The organism is Thalassospira sp. MCCC 1A01428 (assembly GCF_002115825.1).
Lineage (GTDB): Bacteria > Pseudomonadota > Alphaproteobacteria > Rhodospirillales > Thalassospiraceae > Thalassospira.
In genome coordinates this window covers 77,717-104,406 of sequence record NZ_JFJZ01000003.1, presented here as the reverse complement: position 1 = coordinate 104,406, position 26,690 = coordinate 77,717, and the positions used below count along the sequence as shown (strand labels likewise).

The 26,690-nt window shown below is 54.6% G+C and carries 23 protein-coding genes; 9 read left to right on the top strand and 14 right to left on the bottom strand.

The features are described 5' to 3' along the window. The first annotated feature begins 228 nt into the window (after positions 1-228). A complete protein-coding gene (gene mgrA, locus THS27_RS03475) occupies positions 229-1,275 on the top strand; it encodes an L-glyceraldehyde 3-phosphate reductase (protein WP_085587909.1) in 1,047 nt (348 codons plus the stop codon). Between the two features lie 66 nt (positions 1,276-1,341). On the opposite strand, the gene THS27_RS03470 is transcribed toward mgrA, so the two are convergent. Next, the gene (locus THS27_RS03470; protein ID WP_085587907.1) at positions 1,342-2,244 is read right to left on the bottom strand and encodes a LysR family transcriptional regulator; all 903 of its coding nucleotides are present in this window, start codon (positions 2,242-2,244) and stop codon (positions 1,342-1,344) included. 134 nt (positions 2,245-2,378) lie between these two features. Here THS27_RS03470 and THS27_RS03465 point away from each other — a divergent pair, with 134 nt between their 5' ends. Beyond that, positions 2,379-3,452, top strand: a complete 1,074-nt coding sequence (locus tag THS27_RS03465; protein ID WP_085587906.1) for a DMT family transporter — start codon at positions 2,379-2,381, stop codon at positions 3,450-3,452. A 158-nt stretch (positions 3,453-3,610) separates the two neighbouring features. On the opposite strand, the gene THS27_RS03460 is transcribed toward THS27_RS03465, so the two are convergent. The 8 genes from THS27_RS03460 to ftsA form a co-directional block, all read right to left on the bottom strand. Continuing rightward, positions 3,611-4,219 carry a thermonuclease family protein gene (locus tag THS27_RS03460; protein WP_246832824.1) on the bottom strand — a complete coding sequence of 203 codons (609 nt, stop codon included), beginning with the start codon at positions 4,217-4,219 and terminating at the stop codon, positions 3,611-3,613. A gap of 112 nt (positions 4,220-4,331) precedes the next feature. Next, the gene (locus tag THS27_RS03455; protein WP_085587904.1) at positions 4,332-4,724 is read right to left on the bottom strand and encodes a hypothetical protein; all 393 of its coding nucleotides are present in this window, start codon (positions 4,722-4,724) and stop codon (positions 4,332-4,334) included. Between the two features lie 42 nt (positions 4,725-4,766). Further along, positions 4,767-6,836, bottom strand: a complete 2,070-nt coding sequence (gene ligA, locus THS27_RS03450) for an NAD-dependent DNA ligase LigA (protein WP_085588259.1) — start codon at positions 6,834-6,836, stop codon at positions 4,767-4,769. A 229-nt stretch (positions 6,837-7,065) separates the two neighbouring features. Beyond that, positions 7,066-8,736: a DNA repair protein RecN gene (gene recN, locus THS27_RS03445; RefSeq protein WP_085587902.1), complete on the bottom strand. Its 1,671-nt coding sequence runs from the start codon at positions 8,734-8,736 to the stop codon at positions 7,066-7,068. Between the two features lie 163 nt (positions 8,737-8,899). Further along, positions 8,900-9,724 (bottom strand): outer membrane protein assembly factor BamD, encoded by an 825-nt coding sequence (locus THS27_RS03440; protein WP_085587900.1) that lies wholly within the window; start codon positions 9,722-9,724, stop codon positions 8,900-8,902. Between the two features lie 241 nt (positions 9,725-9,965). Further along, a complete protein-coding gene (gene lpxC / locus THS27_RS03435; RefSeq protein ID WP_085587898.1) occupies positions 9,966-10,931 on the bottom strand; it encodes a UDP-3-O-acyl-N-acetylglucosamine deacetylase in 966 nt (321 codons plus the stop codon). 295 nt (positions 10,932-11,226) lie between these two features. Then, complete coding sequence (gene ftsZ, locus THS27_RS03430; RefSeq protein ID WP_085587896.1) at positions 11,227-12,936, bottom strand: cell division protein FtsZ; 1,710 nt, start codon at positions 12,934-12,936, stop codon at positions 11,227-11,229. A 212-nt stretch (positions 12,937-13,148) separates the two neighbouring features. After that, positions 13,149-14,399: a cell division protein FtsA gene (ftsA, locus tag THS27_RS03425; protein ID WP_085587894.1), complete on the bottom strand. Its 1,251-nt coding sequence runs from the start codon at positions 14,397-14,399 to the stop codon at positions 13,149-13,151. Positions 14,400-14,703: 304 nt separating this feature from the next. Here ftsA and THS27_RS03420 point away from each other — a divergent pair, with 304 nt between their 5' ends. The 7 genes from THS27_RS03420 to THS27_RS03390 all read left to right on the top strand — a co-directional run bounded on the left by THS27_RS03420 (position 14,704) and on the right by THS27_RS03390 (position 21,320). Continuing rightward, positions 14,704-15,963, top strand: coding sequence for an ABC transporter substrate-binding protein (locus THS27_RS03420; protein WP_085587892.1), 1,260 nt, complete (start codon positions 14,704-14,706; stop codon positions 15,961-15,963). A 67-nt stretch (positions 15,964-16,030) separates the two neighbouring features. Continuing rightward, complete coding sequence (locus THS27_RS03415) at positions 16,031-16,924, top strand: carbohydrate ABC transporter permease (protein ID WP_085587890.1); 894 nt, start codon at positions 16,031-16,033, stop codon at positions 16,922-16,924. Further along, positions 16,924-17,808, top strand: coding sequence for a carbohydrate ABC transporter permease (locus THS27_RS03410; RefSeq protein WP_085587888.1), 885 nt, complete (start codon positions 16,924-16,926; stop codon positions 17,806-17,808). Before THS27_RS03415 ends, THS27_RS03410 begins: the two co-directional genes overlap by 1 nt. Before the next feature lie 55 nt (positions 17,809-17,863). After that, positions 17,864-18,976, top strand: a complete 1,113-nt coding sequence (locus tag THS27_RS03405; protein WP_085587886.1) for an ABC transporter ATP-binding protein — start codon at positions 17,864-17,866, stop codon at positions 18,974-18,976. Positions 18,977-19,022: 46 nt separating this feature from the next. After that, the gene (locus THS27_RS03400) at positions 19,023-20,099 is read left to right on the top strand and encodes a LacI family transcriptional regulator (protein WP_210402817.1); all 1,077 of its coding nucleotides are present in this window, start codon (positions 19,023-19,025) and stop codon (positions 20,097-20,099) included. A gap of 169 nt (positions 20,100-20,268) precedes the next feature. Further along, entirely contained in the window at positions 20,269-20,739 is a 471-nt protein-coding gene (locus THS27_RS03395) for a helix-turn-helix domain-containing protein (protein ID WP_085587882.1), read from the top strand. A gap of 2 nt (positions 20,740-20,741) precedes the next feature. Next, a complete protein-coding gene (locus THS27_RS03390; protein WP_085587881.1) occupies positions 20,742-21,320 on the top strand; it encodes a PIN domain-containing protein in 579 nt (192 codons plus the stop codon). A gap of 41 nt (positions 21,321-21,361) precedes the next feature. On the opposite strand, the gene THS27_RS03385 is transcribed toward THS27_RS03390, so the two are convergent. From THS27_RS03385 to murG, 5 genes are read right to left on the bottom strand one after another with little or no spacing between them, the layout of a single operon-like run. Next, on the bottom strand, positions 21,362-22,231 hold the full coding sequence (locus THS27_RS03385) for a cell division protein FtsQ/DivIB (protein ID WP_085587879.1): 870 nt from the start codon (positions 22,229-22,231) through the stop codon (positions 21,362-21,364). Then, positions 22,219-23,133 (bottom strand): D-alanine--D-alanine ligase, encoded by a 915-nt coding sequence (locus THS27_RS03380; RefSeq protein WP_085587877.1) that lies wholly within the window; start codon positions 23,131-23,133, stop codon positions 22,219-22,221. Before THS27_RS03380 ends, THS27_RS03385 begins: the two co-directional genes overlap by 13 nt. Next, positions 23,130-24,071 carry a UDP-N-acetylmuramate dehydrogenase gene (gene murB, locus THS27_RS03375; protein WP_085587875.1) on the bottom strand — a complete coding sequence of 314 codons (942 nt, stop codon included), beginning with the start codon at positions 24,069-24,071 and terminating at the stop codon, positions 23,130-23,132. The genes THS27_RS03380 and murB overlap by 4 nt, the downstream gene beginning before the upstream one ends. Further along, positions 24,068-25,480, bottom strand: a complete 1,413-nt coding sequence (gene murC / locus THS27_RS03370; RefSeq protein ID WP_085587873.1) for a UDP-N-acetylmuramate--L-alanine ligase — start codon at positions 25,478-25,480, stop codon at positions 24,068-24,070. Before murC ends, murB begins: the two co-directional genes overlap by 4 nt. Then, on the bottom strand, positions 25,477-26,673 hold the full coding sequence (gene murG, locus THS27_RS03365) for an undecaprenyldiphospho-muramoylpentapeptide beta-N-acetylglucosaminyltransferase (RefSeq protein ID WP_168184811.1): 1,197 nt from the start codon (positions 26,671-26,673) through the stop codon (positions 25,477-25,479). The genes murC and murG overlap by 4 nt, the downstream gene beginning before the upstream one ends. Positions 26,674-26,690: the final 17 nt, after the last annotated feature.

Below are 26,690 nucleotides of genomic sequence, written 5' to 3'. Positions count from 1 at the left end.
TGAAAGCAATTTATCGAACATGGCGGCTGGCCGCAAATGTCCATCATTCGGTATTTTGTGCGCAAGGTGCTTGATAAGACAAAGGGAATTTATTTGAAAACCGCCATGGCGGGTACAGTTTCCGGATTTCTGACCTGACAGGGCAGGTGAAAATAACGTATCCTTCGCCGCATTGGATCGATTCAAATTTTGGGTGTATCCCGATAGAAAATCATCAGGAGGAAAAATATGTCATCGGACTGGATGCCGGACGCATCGCGCTACGAACAGATGACCTATCGTCGGTCAGGTCATAGCGGCCTGCAATTGCCGCAAATCACCCTTGGGCTTTGGCACAATTTTGGCGGGGTTGATGTTTACGAAACCCAGCGCGCCATGGTGCGCCGGGCTTTTGATCGCGGGGTAACGCATTTTGACCTTGCCAACAACTATGGTCCGCCCCCCGGTTCGGCCGAGGAAAACTTTGGCCGGATCATGGATCAGGATTTGCGCGCCCACCGTGACGAACTGATCATTTCAACCAAGGCGGGCTATCGCATGTGGCCCGGCCCCTATGGTGAATGGGGATCACGCAAATATCTGATTTCCAGCCTGGATCAAAGCCTGAAGCGGATGGGGCTGGATTATGTCGATATTTTCTATTCCCACCGGGTAGACCCCGATACCCCGCTTTATGAAACCATGAGCGCGCTTGATCAGGTCGTACGGCAGGGCAAGGCGCTTTATGTTGGTATTTCGTCCTATTCGGCGGAAATGACACGCAAGGCACAGGCAATTTTGCAAGACCTTGGCACGCCCTGCGTCATTCATCAGCCCAGCTATTCAATGCTTAATCGCTGGGTCGAGGAAGAAGGGCTGCTTGATACCCTGTCCGAACTGGGCATTGGCTGTATTGCCTTTTCGCCAATGGCACAGGGGCTTTTGACCAATAAATACCTTAACGGTGTGCCGGAAAATTCCCGTGCAGCCCAAGGGGGATCGTTTCAGTCATCCATGCTGACGGACGATAATATCGCACGTGTGAAGGCGCTTAACGATATTGCCCAGCGTCGCGGTCAAACCCTGGCCCAAATGGCGATTGCCTGGGTTTTGCGTCGCCCCGAAATTACATCGGCATTGATTGGCGCACGCCATGTGCAACAGCTTGATAACAGCCTTGATGCACTAAACAACCTGGATTTCAGCACCGAAGAACTGGTGGAAATTGACAAATACGCCACCGATGGCGGGTTGAACCTGTGGAAACGTTCGTCGGATTCCTCGGCTGACGCCTGATCATCGCTTGAAACTAATGATAAAACCGGCATTCCTGCGGGGGATGCCGGTTTTGTTTTATCCAGATCAATCGCCCATCGGCACGGTTCCGGCCAGTTCGCGCAGGGTATCAATCACAGCTTTGGCCCCGGCACTTAGCGGGCGGTCTTGTAGCCACGATAACATGACAGTTCGGGCCATGCCGGGCTGCACAATACGCCGGGCTTTCAAACGACCAGTCGAAAGTTCGGCCACCAGCGAGGATCTGGGCAGTACCGTATGCCCCAACCCGCGATGAACCAGATCAACCAGGACACGCAGGGCATCGGCCTCGACCACCGGCATCAGGGGCCGACCGGCACGAAAGGCGGCTTCCTGCATTTTGGCGCGCAGGCCGTGTTTGGGGGTAGGCATGATTAACGGCAGGCGTACCACGTCCTCAAAGGCAATTTCGCTGGCATTTTCAGGCACCTGTGACGGGTGCGAAATTAAAAACAGGTCCTCGCGCCATAATGGTTCGGAATGCAGGCTGCGCGAAATCATGCCGTCGTGTAATGCCCCTACATCAAGCCGCCCGGATAGCAGACCTTCCTGAATGTCACCGGTTAAATCTTCGGCAATCGACAGGCTTAGTTCGGGGTAACGTTCGCGGACGGCCTCTACCAGCGCGCCAGTAATGACAATGCCGGCGCTGGGCGGCAGGCCGATATTAACATGCCCCGTCACATGGTCGCGCCGCTCGCTTAAATCGGCTTCCAACCGGGCAAGGTCCCCCAGAATAACCCGCGCCCGTTCCGCAAGGATCCGCCCGGCTTCGGTCAGTTTTACGCCGCGCCCGGTGCGTTCCAGCAATTGGGTATTCAGGTTTTCTTCCAGCAGGTTCAATTGGCGGCTAAGGGCCGGTTGCGACAGGTTTAGCCGGTCAGCCGCGCGTGACAGGCTGCCCAGTTCAGCAATGTGAATAAAACTGCGAAGCTGTTTGATGTCCATGATATGCGACTTGTCATGACAGAAATGGGACCAGGGTTATGTTATCAACAAAACTGATATCTGCTAACATTTTATTCGAATTGAATAATGTCTGTGGCAGCGTACGATAAGAATAGAGAGAGATCGGAGCCCCCATGACCCCTACATCATCCACATTGACAGGTAAAACGCCTGCCAGTGATGTTTCTGTATCGTCGGCCACGCAAGTCGATACCGCCGCCACAGATGCACAAAACGCGGCCCGCGCACACCATGAGGCCGAGGCAGCAAAAGCAAAGGTGGCGCGTTCGGCGCTTGTGCTGGTGTTGCTGGCAACCTGTGCGCTGGCAATGAAAGGCCTTTTGGCAAAGTTTGTTTATGCCACCGGCATGACGGTGGACGGCCTGTTATTGCTACGGTTTTTAATCGCCATGCCGTTCTTCTGGTTTGGTGTGTGGATGTTTGGCAAAAACCGCCCCGGTGAACGCGCCATCCGCCCGGCGGATATGATTTGGGGGGCTGCCTATGGCGGGTTGTTTTTTGCCGCGTCCCTGTGTGATTTTACCGCTGTTTCCATCATTGATGTCACGGTATCGCGGATTGTTCTGTTCAGCTTTCCCGCCATTGTCATGATATTGGAAGCCCTGCATCGCTGGCGGTTTCCACCGTTGCGCCAGATATTATGTTTTCTGATTACCTATTGCGGGCTGATTTTGGTGGTGGCGCCCAACGGGGTTACGCTGGTGTCAGATCATATGTGGCAGGGGGTCTTCTGGTCGTTTGCATCAGCTTTGACCTATGCCTGTTATCTGTATTTTAGCCAGCGTAAAATCAACGTTATCGGATCAATGCATTTTTCGGCATTGATCAACACGGTCGCGGGCATATCAATGGTGCTTTACGAACTGTCCGTCGAAAAGCCACTGCATCTGAACCTGAGCGGCATTTTATGGACCACGGGCATTTCCATTTTTTGCACCGTCATCCCGTTTTTCCTGCTGTTTGAAGGCATTCGTCGCATTGGCGCAACGCAGGCATCCTTAATTTCGCTTTCCGGCCCCGCCCTTACATTTTTTGCGGCCTGGCTGTTTTTGGGCGAAACCCTTAGCCCCACACAATTGGCCGGTTTTGCCGTGGTGATGGTTGGCGTGGCATCGCTTAAAAACAAAGTGACCATGGCCGGGCTGGGCCGTTTGCTGGCGCGCCCGTTTCAGGGGCCTGCGGCGTAATAACCAACGCGTGCGGTTTAAATATTGCCGCACGGCCAACAAAACAGGTGTGCGCACCGAATATTGGCTGAAACCCTGAAATGAGGGGGCATTACGGGGATGTGGTAATTGCGGGGAAGTCCCTGCAATTACCAGGCGAATTACCGGGCTGACCAGGTTTAATAAATGCTGATGGCATGTTCGGGCAGGCGTTCCCCGCGCCGCCATTTTAACGGGTCGATAAATTTACCGGCCCAGGCCCCGCGTCGGGCGGCTTTGGCCGCCTGTTCGGCGGCGGCATAGGCGGGAACTTCGTCTGTGCGTGCCACGGCCCAGCCCATCGTGATCAGTTGCTGGCCGATATCGGCGCCATTGGCATTGCGACATACCGCCATGTTGCGTTTATAGCGGTTCATTGCCTTCATTTCGCAGCGCACGGGTGTTTTGTCGATCAGGTTGGTAATTGCCTGCCAGGCATCTGCACCACAGGCCGTGCTTTGTCCGGCAATCACGCATTTCTGAAAACGCTCCAGACTATCTGCGCCATATAAATCCACCCGCTTGAAACCAAATTCCAGCGTATCGCCATCAACCGCCCGGGGTTTGCCCGACAGCGGACCAAAATGCTCGTCTGCCTGGGCGCGAAGCGATGGCAGCATTAATGACGTTGCCATCACAATTCCGCCGACCACCATTGCGGCATGGCGCGTACGTGGCCCAAACGACCAGGCGTGTTTTAAGGGCGGCCTGGTATCGCTACGGGTGGGGTTTTGGGTGCCTGTGGGCATGGCGGCATTCCTGGTTCGCGGCAAATAATGGTGGGATCGATAGCGCTGCCAAATGGTTGCCGGGGCCAGAAGCGGATGGCGAGGGCCCCGGAACTGGCGATAAGCTGTTATCTTAATATAGGTCGCTGTAACGAATTTCGCCGAGTTGGGCGAAAACAATTTTCCAGTTCTGATCTACGCGCAGCAGGGCAAAGGCATAATCGCAATCAAAAATCAGGTCGTTATCCTGGTTGCCAAAGCGAAAGGAAACGACGGCCCGCGCGCCACCGGGCAGGGCTGAATGCTGTTCAATCAGCATTGCCTTGCACATTGCCAGACGGGCCTGTTTTAGTTCAGCCAGAAACGGGGCGTGATATTCAGCGAGATCATTGGTATTGGCGATGGCATGAACCCCGCCCAGATCGTTGATCAGGCAGGGGATATGAAAAAACGGTTCCAGCGTGTCGACGGTCAGCTTTAGATGGGCATCGCCATAGCGGTGAAAAAAACGGGTTAAATCTTCCATGGTCGTTTTCCTTTAATCGCTATGAGATGCCCGATCATTATTTTACGTGGCAATCAGATCAAGCCAGCCCTGTTCGTCCAAAACCGTAACACCGGCTTCCTCTGCCTTCTTTAGTTTGGAACCCGCACCCGGTCCTGCAACCAGGTAATCGGTTTTTGCTGAAACTGACCCGGCAACTTTCGCCCCCAGGCTTTCGGCCTTAACCTTGGCTTCATTCCGTGAAAACAGCTCCAGCTTGCCGGTAAAGACCACGGTTTTGCCGCTCACCGGGCTGTCTACATTTGCCGGGGCTTCGACATCGGTAATGGTTAGCTCCGACTGCAAATCATCCAACACATCGCGATTATGGCTTTCGGCAGCAAATTCCAGCAAGTCATGGGCAACACCGGGGCCGATCTGGTCAATATTGATCAGTTCGCGCAGCGCATCGCTATCGGCGGTTTGGGCATCAAGCATGGCCTGACGCCAGGCCGTGATGGAGCCATAATGCCGGGCCAGCAATTTTGCCGTTGCCTGACCAATCTGGCGAATGCCCAGCGCGTAAATAAAACGGTCAAGCCCGATGGTGCGGCGTTCTTCAATACTGGCAAACAGCTTTTCCGCCGATTTTGGCCCCCAGCCTTCACGTTTGGCCAGTTCTTCGCCGTGATCGGCTTGCAGGCGAAAAATGTCGCCCGGTTGTTTTACCCAGCCCAGATCATGAAAGGCCTCGATATGTTTGCCGCCCATGCCTTCGATGTCAAAGGCATTGCGTGACACAAAATGTTTCAGGCGTTCAACTGCCTGCGCCGGGCAGACCAGCCCGCCGCTGCACCGGGTAACAACTTCGCCCTCTTCACGCATGGCGTGGCTGCCGCATTTGGGGCAGGTATCGGGGAATTGAAATTCGACGCTGTCATTGGGCCGTTCTTCGGGCACATAACCCAGAATTTGCGGTATAACATCGCCCGCGCGCTGCACGGTCACCAAATCGCCAACGCGCACGCCCAGCCGTTCAATTTCGTCGCGGTTATGCAAGGTGGCGCGCGATACCACAACCCCGCCCACGGTTACCGGTTCGAGATGGGCAACCGGGGTAAGTGCGCCCGTGCGGCCAACCTGAATTTCAATGGCATTCAGGCGGGTTTTGGCCTTTTCCGCCGGAAATTTATGGGCAATCGCCCAGCGTGGCGACCGGCTGACAAAACCCAGGCGCAGTTGCAGTTCAAAATCGTTGATTTTGTAAACAATGCCGTCAATGTCGTAATCAAGGTCGGGCCGCTGGTTCCCCAGTTCTTCGTAGAATGCCATAATTTCATCGGCATCATGCAGCATCCGGGTAAAAGGATTGGTGACAAAGCCCCAGCCCTTGATCTTTTCAATAAAGTTCCAGTGGGTGTCGGCCAGGCTTTCGGATAATTCGCCAAAGCTATAGGCAAAAAAGCGTAACGGGCGTTTGGCACTAATTGTGGGGTCCAGCTGGCGCAACGACCCGGCAGCGGCATTGCGCGGGTTGGCAAAGGTTTTGTTGCCGGCTTCGCTTTGGGTTGCGTTCAGTTTTTGAAAATCAGAGCGCGACATATAAACTTCGCCGCGAATTTCGACCACGGCTTCGGGCGCATCCTCGGGCAAAATGCGCGGGATATCGCCAATATGGGCGACATTGGCGGTAACATCTTCGCCTTCGGTCCCATCCCCGCGGGTGGCGGCGCTGATCAGTTGGCGGTTTTCATAGCGTAGCGACAGCGACAAGCCATCAATTTTCGGTTCGCCCACCAGTTCAACCGGGCTATGCGCCGTCAGGCTTAGAAAGCGGCGAATACGGGCCAGAAAATCAACAATATCGTCGCGTGAAAAAGCATTGGCCAACGACAGCATGGGGCGGGCATGTTTGACCTTGGCAAATCCCTCGGCCGGGGTTGCGCCCACTTCCTGCGTCGGGCTGTTTTTTTTCAGGGTCGGATACCGGCTTTCAAGCGCGATCAGGCGGGTAAACAGCGCGTCATATTCGGCATCGGGCACCAGCGGTTCGTCATTAATATAATAGGCCTCGTTAAAGGACCGGATGTTTTCGGCAATTTCGGCATGCTGGCGGCGGGCTTCGCCGCTGGTTTCCGGCATGTCGGGCAAAATGCCGGTGCTGCTGCCGGTTTGGGCTGCGGTGCCTTGTGCGGTTTCGGACGCTGTTTTATCGGCGCTCATGTCGTGTTTTTCCGTTCCAGATTGCGGGCCGTTGGATCAGCTCTTTTAAAATACCGGGGCGTTTCTGGCGAGGGGTAGTTCCCGGTTTTTAAGCCCTGCTGACAAATGTGGGTACAGGCCTGATCGGGGCAAGTACCGGCCCCGCTCAGGCTTGCCGTTATCAGGCAGGCAGGCCCAGCAAGCTGTCGGCGGCGGCGCGGGCTTCGGCGGTAATGGAATGGCCGGCCAGCATGCGGGCGATTTCTTCGCGCCGTGCATCCTGTACCAGTTCATTTACCCGCGTCACCATGCTGCCGCTATCTTCGCGTTTGGCGATGTTAAGGTGGGTGCGCCCGCGGGCGGCCACCTGCGGGCTATGGGTGATCACCAGAATTTGCCGTTCCTGTGCCAGCAAATGCAACCGTTCACCAATCGCCGCCGCCGTGGCCCCACCGACACCGCTGTCCACTTCGTCAAATACCAGGCTGGGCACGGCCGAAACACGCGCCAGAACCACCTTTAACGCCAGCAAAAAGCGCGATAATTCGCCGCCCGATGCAATTTTGTTAAGTGGCCCTGCCGGGCTTCCTGGGTTGGTGGAAACCGTGAATTGCACCCGATCAAGGCCGTCTGCACCCCATTCGTTTTCTTCAAGGGCGACGATGTCGGTAATGAAGCGGGCTTTGTCCATGCGCAAAGGTGGCAGTTCCGCATTGATCGCACCATCCATTTTGGCAGCGGCCTTTTTGCGCGCTTCATGCAGTTTTTGCGCGGCCTCGATATAGGACTGGCGGTATTTTTCACCTGCCTGTTTTAACCGGTCGAGTTCCTGTTCACCAAATTCCAGTTGTTCGATCTGGCGGCGGAAATCTTTCATCAGGGAATGCAGGCCATCGGCGGGGACATTGTATTTGCGCGCGGCAGCACGCAGGGCAAACAAACGTTCCTCGACACTTTCCTGGTGGCCGGAATCAAGGTTCAAATCGGCCTGGGCTGCCGATATGGCGTGCATCGCTTCTTCGAGTTCGATGGCGGCACGGTCCAGGGCCTCGATAATCGGCTCAAACCGGCCTTCGGCCTTTTCCAGTTCGCGTTCCAAATGGCGCTGGGCCGATCGAATGGCACTTTCCGCCCCTTTGCCGCGCGATAAATCGTTTTCGGCATCGCCCAGGGCGGCAACCAGCTTTTCACCATGCATCAGAAACTGGCGTTCTTCGGCCAGTTGTTCTTCTTCGCCTTCCTGCGGGGCCAGTTTTTCAAGCTCGTCTACCGCGTGGCGCAGCCATTCTTCTTCTTCGCGGGCCTTGGTGATGCGGGCCTGTGCGCTTGCCAGTTCTTTTTGGGTCGCGCGCCAGTTGCGCCAGTGATCGCGCACCTTAAGGGCCGCTTGTGACAGGTTGCCATGGGCATCAAGGGTGGCGCGGTGTGTGGTCGGGTCCAGCAAACCGTGCTGGTCAAACTGGCCCTGAATTTCAACGCAAAAATTGCCAACATCGCGCAACACCCCAATCGAAACCGACTGGTCATTGATATAGGCGCGCGAGCGGCCATCGGCGGTCACAACACGCCGAACCACCAGGTCGTCATCTTCGATGTCGATATCTTGCTGATGCAACAGGCCAAATACCGGGTGCCCGGCAGGCAGGGTGAAGGTTGCGGTCACACTTGCCTTGTCATTGCCATGGCGCACAAGGCCGCTATCGGCACGTGCGCCCAGGGCCAGCCCCAAAGAATCAAGCAGGATCGACTTGCCGGCACCTGTTTCCCCGGTCAGAACACTTAGCCCTTCATGGAAATCCAGGTCCAGTTTATCGATCAGGACAACATTGCGAATGCTAAGGCGTCGAAGCATGTTGGCATACTGGCGTTGTTTCAACGAGACGCAGAACAGGACGAGAACATAGCGTCAAATGCACAGTGCCGAAACATTGACGCGCTTGCAAGCCCTGCGCACAAAATATGTGTGCAGGGCTGTGAAAATTAACTGTTTTCGTCGTTAAAAACCGTGAAACTGTTTAGAACAGGCCGGAAATTGCGCCCGTGGTGGCATCCCACCAGCTTTCATCGGCATCGTCACCGGTTTTCTTGTCCAGCACCAGATCGTAGGAATCCTTGTACCATTCGCTGCCCGGGAAGTTATAGCCAAGGACCGATGCGGTCTTTTTGGCTTCGCCAGTCAGGCCAAGTGCCAGATAACATTCGGTCAAACGGGACAGGGCTTCGGGCACATGGGTTGTTGTCTGGTAGTCGGTAACGACTTTTTTAAACCGGTTGATGGCCGGTAAATAGTCACCGCGATCCTGATAATAGCGGCCTACGCTCATTTCCTTGCCCGCCATATGGTCAACGGTCAGGTCTTTTTTCAGCTTGGCGTCGCGGGCATATTTGCTGTCAGGAAAACGACGAATAACGTCGTCCAGACTTTGCATGGCATTTTCGGTCATTTTTTGGTCGCGGCGTACGTCCGAAATCTGTTCGTAATAGGACAGGGCTTTCAGATAATAGGCATAGGCGGCGTCGGCATTGGCAGGGTGCAACGAAATAAAACGATCCAGCGCGCTGATCGCGTCGTCATATTTGTTGTCCTGATAATAGGAATAGGCCGACATCAGGGTCGCCTTGGTGGCCCATACGGAATAGGGATGCTGGCGTTCCACCTCGTCAAAGGCTTTGGCTGCTTTCTGGTATTCCTTCTGGTCCAGTAAATTCTGGGCGGTATTGTAAAGTTCCGCCACCGGTCTTTCGATATATTCCGGTTCTTTGGTACTGGAACAGGCAGCCAGCATAAAAGCCAGGCCGCAAACGGCAATCAGATGTTTCGCGTAAGCCGAACGAGGCAAGGTTGCAATCCTTAATTCTGTCTGCGGTCGTGCTGAAATCCGTTGGATTTCGCTGGTGTGGCCGGACTATATCACGTCAATACCGCCTATGGGCAAGTGCTTCCATCAATGAAAATGGCATTTTCCATGCTTTTCTGAAAAATGCCGGGGGCAACGGGCCATTCACGGGTGGTTAAACAGGCAAAAAAAAGCAGGCAAGTCACCAAAGGCGACTGCCTGCAAAATGCCTGCATCATGGTTTTCAGGCAGAAACACGTACCGGTTCGCTGGCACTAAGCGACGCTGTGCGCATCGGCACCAGACGCCAGGCGGCCGAATCGGCGAACAGGGCTTTTAACAACATGTTATTAACCATATGGCCCGACTTGTAAGCGGTAACCTTGCCCTGTAACTGGTGCCCGGCGGCATAAAGATCGCCAAGGGCATCAAGGATTTTGTGGCGGACAAATTCGTTTTCGTAACGAAGGCCTTCTTCGTTCATCACCGAATCACCTGACAGCACCACAGCATTTTCCAGTGAACCACCAAGGGCCAGACCGGCGCTGCGCATGGCTTCGACTTCATGGAGGAAGCCAAAGGTACGGGCGCGGGCGATGGAATTGACAAACACACCATCATCAAAGGCGACAGACAGGCGCTGGTTGGCAATTGCCTTGCTGGCGAAATCGATTTCAAAATCGATCTCGAAACCATCCGCAGGTTCAACTTTGGCACGGCAGCCATTATGTTCGACTTCAACCGTTTTCAAAACTTCCACCACCATGCGCGGCGCATTTTGTTCATCAATGCCAACGCAATCGATCAGGAAGGTAAACGGCGCCGAACTGCCATCCATGACCGGGACTTCGTCGGCATCAATATCAATCAGAATATTGTCAATCCGCTGACCGGCAAGGGCGGCCATCAGATGTTCAATCGTGCCAATCTTGATCCCGGCTTCCAGGTCACCAAGGCAGGTGCACAGGCGGGTATCGATAACTTCATCATACAGGGCGGCAAATTGCGGTTTGCCCGGCAGATCAACCCGGCGAAACACCACACCATGATCAACCGGGGCAGGGTGCAACGTAATCTGAATTTTCTGGCCCGAATGCAAACCAACGCCTGCACAGCCAATAGAGGATTTAAGACTGCGCTGCGAAACAACGGACGAAGCCGTGGCGCGCTGGTCATTTAATGCGGTGCTGATATCGGCGATGTTATTCACGGGGAACCCCCAGAAAAATCAGGTTGTATCACGATGATGATTTATCGGACTGCGTGTCGGCCCGTTTGCTAGGGTCACAAACTAACCGGTGTGCCGCAATGCGGCAAATCACGCTTTGTTACGCTTTGTAACGTTCAGTTTATATTTTAAAATCAATAACTTATCTGAAAAATTAACATTACGGTAACAATGTGTTTTGTTCCGAAAAAATGTAAAAAATTACGTATTTTTGCGGATGCCACTAAAAAAGGGGGAAGGCCAAAACCTTCCCCCTTTTCGCGCGGAGAATAAACCGTCAGTTGGCCTGACGGCGCAAGAAAGCCGGAATTTCCAGAAGGTCATCAGACGTCGAAGACGTTTTAACCCGGGAAGCTGGATCGGCTTTCAATTGTGGTCGTGCATCATCACCCAGCGACAATTCTGTCTGGCGGGGTGCTGGTGCCTGCTGGTGCGGGGCAGCGTTTTGCTGGCGCGGGGCGGTATCGCCATCGGCCTGGTGCTGTCCTTTGCCAAACAGGTTGCGAATACCGCCAAACCGCGGACGGGTGCCGTGGTTGTTGTCAGCGGCGTCGTAAACATCGGGCTCGCCACGGGCCGGGGCATTGTCGGTCGGGCGGGCGGCACGCGGCGGAATGAACGGCATATCGCCATTGTCATCTGCAACGTGCTGGCGCGGTACGCTGGGCTGCGGCTGTTGGGCACGCGGGGCCTGGCGCAGGGCCGGGTTCGGTTTCAAAACGGTCTGGCCCAGTTCGATGGAACCGGTCTGCTGGCCGTTATCGGTGGCCGGGTTGGACAGGCCAGGCTGTTGCGCATTGCCGGTTGCGGCAAAACGTTCAGCGGGCATGTCTTCAACCGAAGACCCGCCAGCATATTCGTCCTGACCACTAAATGCAGCGGCGGCCGGGGCATGCTCAGCCGGGGCCTGTTGCGGTGCCTGATGACCAAAACCGGCATTCGGTTTGGCAGCAGCAGGTTTGTCACCACGGGCCGGGGTGAGCGGAATGGTGGTTGGCTTCGGGCGGCGGACTTCTTCGGCATCAATGCCGGTTGCCACCACCGAAACACGCAAGCCACCCTCGATGGACGGATCAAAGGTCGAACCGAAAATGATGTTGGCTTCGGGATCGACTTCTTCACGGATGCGGTTGGCGGCTTCGTCAACTTCATACAGCGCCATATCCATGCCGCCGGTGATGTTGATCAGCACCGCACGGGCACCCTTCATTGATGCATCTTCAAGCAGCGGGTTGGCAATGGCGGCTTCAGCAGCCTCCAGTGCGCGTTTTTCGCCCGATGCTTCGCCGGTGCCCATCATGGCCTTGCCCATTTCGCTCATGACGGTGCGAATGTCGGCAAAGTCAAGGTTCACAAGGCCCGGAACCATCATAAGGTCGGTAATGGAACGCACACCATTGCGCAGCACATCATCGGCCATCTGGAAGGCATCTGCGAAGGTGGTTTTTTCGTTGGCAACCCGGAACAGGTTCTGGTTCGGGATAATGATCAGCGTATCAACATATTGCTGAAGCTGTTCAATGCCCTGTTCGGCGGTGCGCATCCGGCGCGTTCCTTCAAAATGGAACGGTTTGGTAACGACACCAACGGTCAGGATACCTGATTCCTTGGCTGCCCGCGCAATAACAGGGGCTGCACCGGTACCGGTACCACCACCCATCCCGGCGGTGATAAAGACCATGTGGCTGCCCTCAAGCTGCGCCATGATTTCATCGATCGATTCTTCCGCAGCAGCACTGCCGGCATCAGGTCGCGCACCAGCGCCAAGGCCCTGGGTGATTTGTCGGCCCAGCTGCAATTTACGAACCGATTTGCTTTGGCTTAATGCCTGTGAATCGGTGTTGGCAACAACAAAGTCGCAGCCTTCAAGTTCGGATGCGATCATATTATTGACCGCGTTGCCACCGGCGCCACCGACGCCGATAACGGTAATTTTTGGTTTCAGGTTTTCTTCCGCTTCAGGTACGGAAAAATTAATTGTTGGCATGTTTGCTCTTCCTTCTCCGCGCTTAGGAGTCTGAATCCAAAAACGGCCTTCCCTTTGCCGAAATTAGACCCGTGCTGATCTTTTACAGGCGAAAGAGTTAGTGCGGTGTTAATGACATCGTTAACCGGCGAAAAATTTTCGTTTTTTTTTCAAAGCCGGGCAGGAAAATATTTAACACGGGATGCCCGGCCTGTTTCAGTAGAAAATGCAGCCTAGAAATTTTCTTTTAACCACGCACCTAACCGGCCAAACCGGCCGCCGCTTTGGCGGATATGGTTCATGGCTTCGCTGAGCGGGTCGTTTTGTTGTTCGACTGCGCGCAGCAACAGGCCGGCACAGGCCGAAAATGCCGGGCCGGATGTTGCTTGTGCCATGCCCGTTACGCCGTGCGGGGTGGCGATGGTGGCGGGGCGTTCAAACATTTGTCCGGCAAGGTCGGCAATGGCGTTAAGCTGGCTGGCACCGCCCGTTAACATAATCGACCGTCCGCCAATTTGCGAAAGACCATTTTCCTCAAGCTGGTCACGGATCAGCTCGAATGTTTCTTCCAGGCGTGGCTTGATAATATTGATCAGCATGGAGCGCGGCACATGGTTTACATTTGCATCGTCTTCATCTCCAATCACGGGGACGGCCAGAATTTCCTGATCGTCGGACGGGGATGTCAATGCGCTGCCATGCAGGGTTTTTAACCGTTCAGCATGAGACAGCGATGTATTAAGGCCATAGGCAATGTCGCGGGTGACATGCGCGCCACCCACCGGGAAGCTGGCAGTATAAATGACCTGGCCACCGTGGAAAACCGCAACGCTGGTGGTGCCCGCCCCCATGTCAATGACGGTGGCACCCAGTTCGCGCTGGTCTGGCGTTAGGGCCGACAGACCCGATGCCAGCGGTGTTACTACTGTTTCCTCGATTTCAAGGTGGCAGCGTGCCAGCAATGTTTCGAGGTTTCGCAAGGCGGCAATTTGTGTGCGCACAAAATGCAAATCCAGCCCGACGACCGAACCATACATGCCGCGCGGATCACCAAGCCCGACGGACTGATCAACCCGAAAGCCCAACGGCACGGTATGGATCAACTCGTCGCCAGCCTGTCGCAACAGGGCGTCTTTCTGGTCGTTTAACTTGCGAATTTCCAGATTACCGATCGGGCGGGAGCCCAAAGGCAGTTCAATGGTGTGCGTTTCGGATTCGGGACGCCCGCCGGAAAGATTGACGATGACGGTTTCAATGGTTTGTCCCGCCATTTTTTCGGCAGCATTCACCGCCGCGAGCACCACTTCCTGTGCCGCGTCCAGATTTGCGATCGATCCGCTTTGCAGTCCCTTCGACATGTTATGGCCGATACCGATGATTTTCGGCTGGCCGGACCTGTCGGGTCGCGCAATAAAACAGCAGACCTTAGATGTGCCGATATCCAGGGCCGCTATCAGCCCTGACCTCGTTTTGCTGCGTGCCAATTGTTTGCTCTGAGTTTACTTTTTGATGTTTGGGGTGGTCGTCGCCCGCAAAGTCAAACACCCCTTATCCCGGTTTTCGGTCAAAAGCAGTTGCAAATTGGTTAAGGCAGGGTGGAGTCTTTCACATTTAATGTCCCAACTGTTGGTTTAATGTCTTTTTTGCGATGCAGCAAGCTGCCTTGTGCAACTACAGATTTGGCCAAATTTCCAATTGCTGTACTGCAACGTTACAGGTGGCGCTTGACTCTCAACTGTAACGTTGCAGTAATTGGTCGCTAATTAAAATCAACAGGGAGGAAACCAAATGTTTGTAGGCAAGTTTGCCCGTGCCGGATTAGGCGTTATTGCGGCTCTGGCGATGTCCACTGCGATTGCCAGCGCCGAAGAAAGCGTCGAGGTTCTGCACTGGTGGACCGCAGGCGGGGAGGCCAAGGCGCTTCAGGTTTTGAAAAAGGACCTGGAAGGTCAGGGTGTTACCTGGAATGACATGCCGGTTGCCGGCGGGGGTGGCGAACAGGCCATGACCGTTTTGCGTGCCCGTGTGACATCGGGAAACCCGCCTACCGCAGTCCAGATGCTTGGCTTCGACATCAAGGACTGGGCCAAGGAAGGGGTTTTGGCCAACCTTGACGATCTGGCTGGCAAGGAAGGCTGGGATAAAGTCGTTCCCGATGCGCTGAAAGAATTTTCCAAATATGACGGTCACTGGATCGCTGTGCCGGTGAATGTGCATTCCACCAACTGGGTTTGGGCCAACAAGGCGATTTTTGACGAGCTGGATTTAAAACAGCCCACAAGCTGGGACGAACTGATTGCCGATCTTGATAAAATCAAAGGGGCTGGCTACACCGCCATCGCGCATGGCGGGCAGGCATGGCAGGATGCCACCATGTTTGAAGCTGTCCTGATGTCGACCGGTGGGCCGGAATTTTATAAAAAGGCCATGATCGACACGGACCCCGATGCCCTTAATTCCGATACCATGGTCAAGGTGTTTGACCGCATGACCCAGCTTCGCGGTTATGTTGATGACAATTTCTCGGGTCGGGACTGGAACCTGGCAACTGCGATGGTGATCAACAAGGAAGCCGGTGTGCAGTTTATGGGCGACTGGGCCAAGGGCGAGTTTCTGAATGCAGGCAAAGTTCCTGATCAGGATTTCATGTGTTTCCGTTTCCCCGGTACCCAGGGCACGGTTACCTTCAACTCTGACCAGTTTGTGATGTTCAAGGTTGGCGAAGACCGCCGCGATGCGCAGGAAAAACTGGCTGCAGCAGTTATGTCCCCTACCTTCCAGTCGGCCTTTAACGTGGTTAAGGGGTCGGTTCCGGCACGGACGGATGTTTCACCCGAAGCCTTTGATGCCTGCGGTAAAAAAGGCATGAAAGAACTGGCTGAAGCCAACGAAAAAGGCACGCTGTTTGGATCTATGGCGCATGGCCATGCGGTGCCAAGTGCGGTTAAAAATGCGATGTATGACGTGATTACAGCGCATTTTAACGGGGAATATGACTCGAAAACAGCGGCCGAAGAACTGGTCAATGCTGTTGAATCTGCGCAGTAAAAACCAATAACAGTTCTGATGGCCGGGGGTGCCCGGCCATCAGGATAATGAAGTGCGGAGCATCGTCATGTCCCAAACCGTGCCTGGCAGGGCGCAGTCCATCCTGCGCGAAATTTTGCCCCGGCTGGTCTTAAGTCCCAGTCTGTTTTTGATCCTGATTTTTGTTTACGGATTTATCCTGTTTACCGGTTATCTGTCCTTTACGGATAGCCGGATGTTACCATCATTTGATCTGGTCGGGTTGGCCAACTACGCCAATTTATGGGGGCAGCGCAACTGGATGACAGCGCTGCAAAACCTGGCGATTTTCGGCATTCTTTATATTGCAATTTGCTGCATTCTGGGCCTGATCCTGGCGATATTTCTGGACCAGAAAATTCGCGGCGAGGGTATTTTGCGTCCGATCTATCTTTATCCGATGGCGCTGTCGTTCATTGTTACCGGTACGGCATGGAAATGGTTTCTTGACCCGGGGCTGGGCCTTGAAAACACCATGCATTTGTGGGGCTGGCAAAGTTTCACCTTTAACTGGATCAAGGATCGCAACATGGCGATCTATACCGTGGTGATTGCGGCGGTCTGGCAGTCATCGGGGTTTGTGATGGCAATGTTTCTGGCGGGGTTGCGCGGCATTGATGGCGAGATATTGAAGGCAGCACAAATGGATGGTGCCAGTAAATGGAGCCTTTATACCCGCATTATCATCCCGCAATTGCGCCCGGTGTTTTTATCGGCCTTTGTGGTATTGGCCCATCTGGCAATCAAGGCTTATGACCTAGTGGTGGCCCTGACCAATGGCGGGCCGGGCCGTGCGACCGAGCTTCCGGCTACATTTATGTATTCCTATACCTTTACCCGTAACCAGATGGCGGTTGGGGCGTCGTCAGCAGTGATCATGCTGGCAATGATTGCCGCAATTATTGTGCCTTATCTTTATTCCGAATTGCGGGAGCGTCGCTGATGTCATCTTATGCAAGCCAAAAATCGGCGATTGGCGCAGGCAAGCTGATGCGTGCGGCCCTTTATGCCGTATTGATCCTGTTTGCGGTTTACTATTTGCTGCCGCTGTTTGTGATGCTGGTCAATTCGCTTAAGACGCTGGATGAAATTCGCGGCGGCAACATGATGTCGCTGCCCGAACATTTTACAATTGAGCCGTGGTTAAAAGCATGGTCCACATCACAAATCGGCGTTGAACCCACCGGGTTGCGGCCCTTTTTTCTGAATTCCCTGTTTATGGTGGTGCCTGCGGTTGCCATTTCCACCACATTGGGCGCGCTAAATGGTTATGTGCTGACCAAATGGCGGTTTCCCGGCGATAAAATTATTTTCGGGTTGATGCTGTTCGCCTGCTTTATTCCGTTTCAGATTGTACTGATTCCGATGGCGCGCATTCTGGGCATGATCGGTCTGGCTGGGACAACAAGCGGGCTGGTGCTGGTGCATGTGGTGTATGGGCTTGGCTTTACCACCCTGTTTTTCCGCAATTATTATGCCGCCTTCCCGGATGAGCTGATCAAGGCTGCCAAAATGGACGGTGCGGGGTTTGTCCGTACCTTTACCCGAATTTTGTTGCCCAGTTCCGGGCCAATCATTGTGGTGACGGTGATTTGGCAGTTTACCAATATCTGGAATGATTTTCTGTTTGGGGCGTCCTTTGCCGATTTTGATTCAATGCCGATGACGGTGGCACTGAACAATCTGGTCTCATCATCAACCGGGGTGAAGGAATATAATGTGCATTTTGCCGGGGCCATCCTTGCCGCCTTGCCAACCCTGATCGTTTATATCGTTTCCGGGCGATATTTTGTCCGCGGGCTAATGGCGGGCGCGGTTAAGGGTTAATCCCGAAACGACATCATTGGCAGCATTGCCTGACATTAATAAAGGTCTACACAGAATGGCATTTCTGGAAATTGATAACGTTTGCAAAAGTTTCGGCCCGGTCGATGTTTTAAAAAACATTGCACTGGATGTGGAAGAAGGCGGTTTTCTGGTGCTGGTCGGCCCGTCGGGCTGTGGCAAATCGACATTGTTAAATACCATTGCCGGGCTGGAAAGCCTGACCACCGGGCAAATTCGCATTGATGGCGACGTAATTGACGATCTGCCGCCCGCCGAGCGCAATATTGCGATGGTGTTTCAAAGCTATGCGCTTTATCCCAATATGAATGTTGGCCAGAACATTGCCTTTGGCCTTGAAATGCGCGGTATGCCCAAGGCTGAACGCGACGCCAAAGTGCAAGAAGTTGCCAAAACCCTGCAAATCGAGGCGTTGCTGAACCGCAGGCCCGGTCAGCTTTCGGGCGGGCAGCGCCAGCGTGTGGCAATGGGGCGGGCATTGGTGCGCAACCCCAAACTGTTTTTGTTTGATGAACCGCTTTCAAACCTGGATGCCAAATTGCGGGTTGATATGCGAACCGAAATCAAACGGATGCACCAAACCTTTGGCACCACCATTGTCTATGTCACCCACGACCAGATCGAGGCCATGACACTGGGTACCAAAATTGCCGTGCTTAAGGGCGGGATTGTTCAGCAATACGGGACGCCTGCCGAAATTTATAATGATCCGTCCAACCTGTTCGTAGCCGATTTTATGGGATCACCGGCGATGAACCTTGTGCCGGTGGAAATTGACGGGGCGCGGGTGCGCGTCACACGTGACGGCGATGATCCGCTGGTGCTGGATTTTGATCAGCTTCCGGCAAGTGTTGCGCAAATGAAGGGCGAGCAGGTGATTATGGGCATTCGGCCCGAAGCCATTACCGATGCCCAGGGTGGGGCGGCCACCCGTGCCACATCGCAGCGCACGGTAACGGCCAAATGCCGGATCGATGTGATTGAACCCGCCGGGGCCGATATTTATGCGATTACCGCCCTTGGGGGCAAGGAAGTGGTAACACGCCTGCATCAGGACTGGACCGGGCAGGCCGGGCAAAATCACGACCTGGTGTTTAACCTTGATAAAGTTGTGTTTTTTGATGCTCAAAGCGGGGAACGCTTGCGCTAGGCGCGCTTCGCATGGCAATAGCTTTGCCGGAGACAATGGTGTTGCATTGTTATTCAAGGAGGAACGGACGCTGTCCGATCATGACAGGGCCGGTCGCGTCGATGCCAGCTTTGGTTCGCGCACGCGACCGACATTAAAAACCATCGCAGAAATGACGGGTTTGGGCGTGACAACGGTGTCGCGGGCGCTAAAAGATGCCCACGATATCAGTGCAAAAACCAAACAGCGTGTGCGTCAGGTTGCCGATGCCATTGGCTATCGCCCGGACCGTGCCGGGGTGCGTTTGCGCACCGGAAAAACCAATGTCATCAGCCTTGTTCTGGATCAGACAGATAAAATCCCCGAATTTGCCCGCCGGTTAATTGTGGGCATTTCCGATGTTATTCGTGAAACGCCATACCATCTGGTGGTAACCCCGCAGGCCCGCAATGATGACCCGATGACGCCGATCCGTTATATCCTTGATACCAGGGCGGCGGACGGGGTGATTATTACGCATATCAAACCCGATGATGCCCGTGTAACCGCGTTGATCAATAGTGGCTTGCCCTTTGTCACCCATGGCCGTTGTGCCGATGCACGGCAACATGCCTATCACGACTTTGACAACCGTGCCTTTTGTACCCTGGCCGCACAACGGTTGTTATCACGCGGGCGCAAACGGCTGGCGATGTTATCGCCGCCATCGGAATTTACCTATTACCGCGAAAGCCTGGCCGGGCTTGCTGCCGTGGCCGAACAGGCAAATGTCCCGTTCGAGGTTTTACCCGGTGTGGATCTTGATTCCGGCAGTGAAGTTTTGCGTCAGGCCGGGATGGCATTGCGCCATCAGGATTACGTGCCCGACGGCATTATTTGCGGCAGTGAAATTTGCGCGCTGGCATTGATTGACGGGATTACCCAGTCGGGCCTGACGGTGGGTAAGGACATTGACGTGATTGCCAAGGAAACATCGGATTTACTGAATTTCACCCGCCCGCGGATCGACAGCCTGCGCGAAGACCTTATTCTGGCCGGGCAGGAACTGGCCCGTCATCTGATTGACGTCATCGAAGGCCGGCCGATTGACGAAATTCATAGTCTGGGCCAGCCAGAACCGGTGTGGCGAACTTTGTCGCATTAGTATTGAAGACTGTTTCAATCGGCATGTAAGCTTTTTTATGACCGAATCAAAATGAAATATTCGAATATTTCGAACATTTCATTTATTTCGTTTGTAAATGTCTGGTATATATTCCCTGTTGTCTCCTCTTTTCGAGCGGGATGACGAGAACAGGGAATGGAGATGAGAAATGTCTGCACTTAAAATGGACGATTTCGGCGGTCGATTGCCGACGCAGGTTGAAAGTGCGACCGCAGATCAATTGCGCCAGATTATTGCTTCGCAGTCAAAGGACGGTGAAGCAACAAATTTGACGGTAGCGAATGCAGAGGGAAAAAGTGAAACTATAACGTTGTCACCAGCCTTAACAACCAGCCTTATGCAGTTATTACGGCTAGTTTCTGGCCGTCAGGGTTTTCAGATGGTTCCGCTAAGTGCGGATCTTACGACCCAGCAAGCAGCTGATTTGCTTAATGTCTCGCGTCCGTATCTGATCGGTCTTCTCGAACGTGGCAAGATAAAGTTTGCTAAAGTCGGGCGTCATCGCCGCGTCAAAGCAGAAGATTTGTTCGTCTACAAAGCAAAGCGCGATGACGAACGTGAGAATGCTCTGGCAGATCTTGCGACGCTGGATACCAAATTTATTCTGGAAGAGGAATAAGTATGACATACCGGGCAGATCACTTCACAGCTTTGATTGATGCATGTGTTCTGGCCGGTGCCCTGAAACGGAACTTGTTGTTGAGTCTGGCGGGCGCAGAGCTTTTTCGTCCCCGCTGGAGCTGCGAGATTCTTAGTGAGATGGAAGTGGCGATAGCCAAAATAACCAATGGTAAGGCTGATACGGCGAAACAGCGTTCCGCCATGGAACGTGCCTTTCCGGAAGCTTGTGTAAGTGGTCATGAGGTTTATATTCGTTCAATAGAGCTGCCAGATGAAAATGACCGCCATGTACTGGCCGCAGCGGTCCGTACTTATGCGCAGGTTCTTGTGACGGATAATCTTCGTGATTTTCCTAAAGATAAAACCGGCCCTTTCGGCATTGAAGTAAAATCACCCGACGAATTTATAGCAGATACAATTACGCTGCATATGCCAACAGCGTTTGAGGCGATTCGGAAAATGAGGGAACGCTTAAATCATCCAGAACTCACGGCGAGCGAAATCATTTTGAAAGTCGAAGCGCATGGTTTGCCACAAACGGCTAGTCTTTTGACAGAAAATCGATCTTTTTGGGGATAATTCCGGCTCGAATTCGGTGCGTGATTTTGGGCATGTTTATTTTAAACCGACCCTTTCTTTTCCTTGGGTGGGTTGCGGCGCAGTTCGGCGGCACCTGGTGTCAGGCGGACAAAGGTGCGATCGGCAAGGCGTAAATCCACCACCAGAACGTCACTTGTCAGAAGTTTGTGTGCCTGGTCAAGCTGGTCTAACCGCGCCCAGGCTTTGCCCATGTCATGTTCGGGCAAGCGGATGAACATGCCGTTTGCCAGTTGCACATTCCAGCGGCGATGGCCAATGCGCTGCGCCCCTGTCACCTGTTCAAACAGGCGCGGGATGGTTTTAAGGGTTTTGATCATTTCAGCGGCATGTTCGGGCGCGTCTTCGCCCACCAGAACCGGCAGGTTCAGAAAATTCCCCAGTTCGTAATCTTGCAACTGCACACCATCGGCATCAATCAGGATGTGGTTATCGCCATGCTGCCACAGGGCAAGGGGCTGGCGTTCTTCAACATGGATGATGATGGTATCGGGCAGGCGCCGTTCAACCGTTGCCGTACGGACCCACGATAGTTGTTCAATCCGTTCGCGCGCTGCGTCGGCGTCAAAAGTAATAATCGGCGATCCCGGTTTTTGTCCGATGGCAGCCAAAAGTGCGTTGGGGTCGGTGCGGTGGCGCCCGGCAACGTCGATGGTATTGACGACCATGCCAAAGCGGGCAGATGCATCAATGGCTTCGCTCTGGGCGGTTGCCAGCCATTGCTCGGTTTTGCCACTTTGCCACAGGGCAATCGGGCCGCCCACGATCAGGGCGGTGGCACTGATCCAGCGGCAAACACGGCCAACCTTGCGGAAAATGGCGCTCCAGCCATATTCGCGTTGAACCTTTTCGCGGCGTTCGCGCGCCTGATCGGCGATTGTTATCGTTCGCATGTGGCGTCCTCAACCATCCACGCAACAATATCGGCAAAGCTCATGCCTTCGTGTCGGGCCGCATCGGGCACCAGCGACGTCGGGGTCAGGCCCGGCTGGGTGTTAATTTCCAGAATTGCCAGCCGGTCGTGTTCCGGGTCATAGCGAAAATCGGCGCGGGCGACACCACGGCAGCCCAGGGCACGATAGGCCTGTTCGGCGCAATCGCGAACCCGCGTGCGCAAGGCTGAGGGGACATCGGCGGGAATAATATGCTGTGATCCGCCATTGGCATATTTGGACTGGTAATCATAAAAGGCGTGGTTGCCGGTTAAAATTTCAATCACTTCCATGGCTTCGCCGTCTTTGACGGCTACGGTCATTTCGCGCCCGGCAACATATTCTTCCTGCATCACACCGTCGCCGTGCACCCAGTCACGTGCCAGCATGTTTTGTTCTTCTTCGGCATTCAGGATGATTTCCACCCCGACCGACGACCCTTCGTTATTGGGCTTTAGAACATAGGGGGGCGGCAGGGCGATGCCGTTTTTAATGTCGTCGCGGCTAACATAAATATGTTTGGCACAGGGCAGGCCGTTTTCACGAAACAGGGCCTTCGCGCTCATTTTATCCATCGCAATGGCCGATGCGCGCACGCCGGAATGCGTATAGGGAATGTTTAAAATTTCCAGTAATCCCTGAACCGCGCCGTCTTCGCCCCAGCGGCCATGCAGGGCATTAAAAATAACGTCGGGTTTGGGCGACAGGCTGGTGATTTGTCGGGCGAGATCGCGGGTGGCGTCAATTTCTGAAACGGCATAGCCCTTTTCGCGCAATGCCTTGGAAACCTCGCGCCCGGTGGACAGCGAAACATCGCGTTCGGCTGACCACCCGCCATAAATCATCGCGACATGCTTGCTCATGCGTCTTTTCCCACAATCGATTGTCCCAAACGTTCGCCAATCCGGCGAATTTCCCACTGCAAATCAATGCCCGAATGTGCCCGTACACGCCGTCGCACTTCGTCACCCAGGTTTTCCAGATCCTGCGCACTGGCGTCGCCCAGATTGATCATGAAATTGCAATGCTGCGGTGAAATTTGTGCGCCGCCAATGGTTAATCCCCGGCATCCTGCCGCATCAATAACTTCCCATGCCCGCTTGGGTGTGGGGTTGGCAAAGGTGGAACCACCGGTTTTGGCGCGTACCGGCTGGCTTGCATTGCGGGCTTCGCTGATTTCAGTCATGCGCCGGGCAATTTCGGCTTTGTCCCCGGCGCTGGCACGCAAAACGGCCTTGGTAAAAATCCAGTCATCGGGAATGTTACAATGCCGGTATGTCAGGCCCATTTCGTTGACGGCCAGATCATGGATTTCGCCATGGCTGTCAATCGCCTCGGCCCGGATCAACACATCATGCATGTCGCTGCCATAGGCCCCGGCATTCATCCGCAGGGCACCGCCAATGGTGCCGGGAATGCCCGATAGAAATTCAAGCCCGCCCAGCCCTGCTTCCTGTGCAACTGTCGCAACATTGCCATCAAGCGCACCGGCACCGGCATGGATTTCGTCGCCGTGAACCGTAACATCGGTAAAGGGACGCCCCAGTCGCACCACAACCCCGCGCAAACCCCCGTCACGCACCAGCAAATTCGACCCGACACCAATAACGGTAACGGGAATTTCATTTGGCTTGTCGCGCAAAAAAAGGGCCAGATCATCGGCATCGGCAGGGCGAAACATCACATCGGCCGGGCCGCCAACCTGAAACCAGGTGACTTTCGCCAGCGATGCGCCTTCGCGCAGCTTGCCACGTACTTTGGGCAAATGATCAATGATCGGGGTGTGGCGTACAGAAGTCATGACGATTTAAGGGCCTCCATCCCGGCGGGCAGGGCATTGGCCCAGGTACTGATGGAACCAGCGCCAAGGCACACCACAAGGTCGCCTTTTTGGGCGATACCCGTTACGACATTTGCCAGTTCATCGGGGCTGCTTAGGGCCAGTACCTTGCGATGGCCCCGGTTGCGCAATCCTTCGACCAGGGCATCGCGGTTGGCCCCCTCAATCGGGCTTTCACCAGCGGTATAAACATCGGCGACAATTACGGTGTCGGCATCGTTAAAGCAGGTACAAAATTCCTCGAACAGGTCATGGAGGCGCGAATAACGGTGTGGTTGTACGACTGCAATCACATTGTTTTGGGTGGCCGAACGTGCCGCTTTCAAAACAGCGCGAATTTCCACCGGGTGATGGCCGTAATCGTCGATAATCGTAACACCATCGACTTCGCCGGTTTTGGTAAAGCGGCGCTTGACCCCGGTAAAGCCATCAAAGGCCGATACGATTTTGTCGTCGTCAATGCCCAGTTCCAGCGCCACGGTGATGGCGGCCAGTGAATTGGAAATGTTATGATCGCCCACCATTGGCAAACGCACATTGTGAATGATGCGTTCGGCACTATCAACCCGTTCACGAATGACAACGTCAAAGGTGCTTTGGCCAATTTCGGTACGGACATTGGTGGCGCGCACATCGGCCTGCGGTGAAAAACCAAAGGTAAAAATGCGGCGGTCGGTTACCCGGCCAATCAGGGCCTGGACTTCGGGATGGTCGATGCACAAAACGGCAAAGCCGTAAAACGGAATGTTCTGAACAAAGTTTTTGAACGCCTCGCGCAGCTGATCGAAACTTTTCCAGTGATCCAGATGTTCGGGGTCAATATTTGTGACAACGGCAATGGTCGAGGGGACCTTGACAAAGGTACCATCAGACTCGTCGGCCTCCACCACCATCCAGTCGCCATCGCCCAGGCGGGCATTGGTGCCATAGGAATTGATGATGCCACCATTGATAACTGTCGGGTCCAGCCCGGCGGCATCCAGCATGGTGGCGACCAGTGATGTTGTGGTGGTTTTACCATGCGTACCGCCAACGGCGATGGCGGCCTTAAGGCGCATCAGTTCGGCCAGCATTTCTGACCGGCGCACAACAGGGATCATGTTGGCGCGTGCGGCAACCACTTCGGGGTTATCGGGCTTTACCGCCGTTGAAATGACCACAACCTTGGCATCGGCAACATTTTCGGCATCGTGGCCGATAAACACGGTAATGCCCAGATTGCGCAGGCGCTGGACATTGGCGTTGTCCGCCATGTCGGAACCCTGCACCTGATAGCCCAGATTGTGCAAAATCTCGGCGATGCCAGACATGCCGATCCCGCCGATCCCGACAAAATGGATGTTTCCGATGCCAAGCGGCAGGGTTTTCATGCGAGGTCTCCTTGGACGTGTGGTGTTTTTTGTTTCAGATCGACCGGTGTGCCCGCCGGGTTCAGCCCCAGCAGGTCCAGCACCATGTCGGCCAGCCGTTCGGCGGCATTGGTCCGTGCGGCACTGCGTGCGCCATCGGCAGCAAGGGCAAGGGCGGCGGGGCCGGTTAAAAGTTTCGCCAGTCTTTCACTAACGATTTCGACGGTAAAGCGTTCCTGCGATAACATCCATGCGCCGCCCGCCTGTTCGACCTGTTCGGCATTATAGCGCTGATGGTCGTCAATTGCGTGGGGCAGGGGCACCAGCAGGGATGGCCGCCCGGCAACCGTTAATTCCGCCACCGTCGATGCGCCAGAACGCGCAATCACCAGATGTGCATCGCGCAATCGTTGCGGAATATCGTCAAAAAACGGCTTTAGCGTGACATCAATGCCCGAACCTTCATAGGTTTTGGCGGCTTTTTCCAGGTCTTCGGCGCGGGCTTGCTGGGTAATGTGCAGGCGCGATTTAAGGGCATCTGGCAGGCGAATGATGGCTTCGGGCAGAATGTCAGACAGGATGCGTGCGCCCTGGCTGCCACCGGTTATTAAAACATTTACCGCACCGTCATCAGCCGGGGCCTGATAAGGGGCGGTGGCAAGGGCGGCAATTTCCTGACGGACGGGGTTTCCCGTCCAGACGACGCGGGGTTTGTCGGCATCGTCAATCAGGCGGACCTCGGGAAATGATGTGGCGATGCGTGCTGCCGCCCCGGCCACAACCCGGTTGGCCCGGCCCAAAACGGCATTTTGTTCGTGAATGGCAAGGGGGATATGCAAGGCCTTTGCCGCCACAGTCGCGGGGATAGAGGCATAACCGCCAAATCCGATAACAGCAGCAGGGCGAATTTTTTTAAGGTGGCGTCGGGCCTGCCATGTGCCAAGGGCAAGGCGGAACATGCCGGTTAACCGTCCCCGGAGTCCCTTGCCGGCAATACCCCCGGCAGGGAGCAAAATGGTGGTTACACCTTCGACATTTTCAGTATAGCGGGCGGCCCGGGCATCGGTGAAAAATACCACCTTCGCCCCACGCCTGACCAAGGCGCGCGCCAGCGAAACCGCAGGAAACATATGCCCGCCGGTTCCGCCTGATGTCAGGGCAATACACTGCCCGTCAAGCGGGGTGTCGGCAATGGTGAAATCGTCTGTCGTCATGGTGGACATGTAACCTG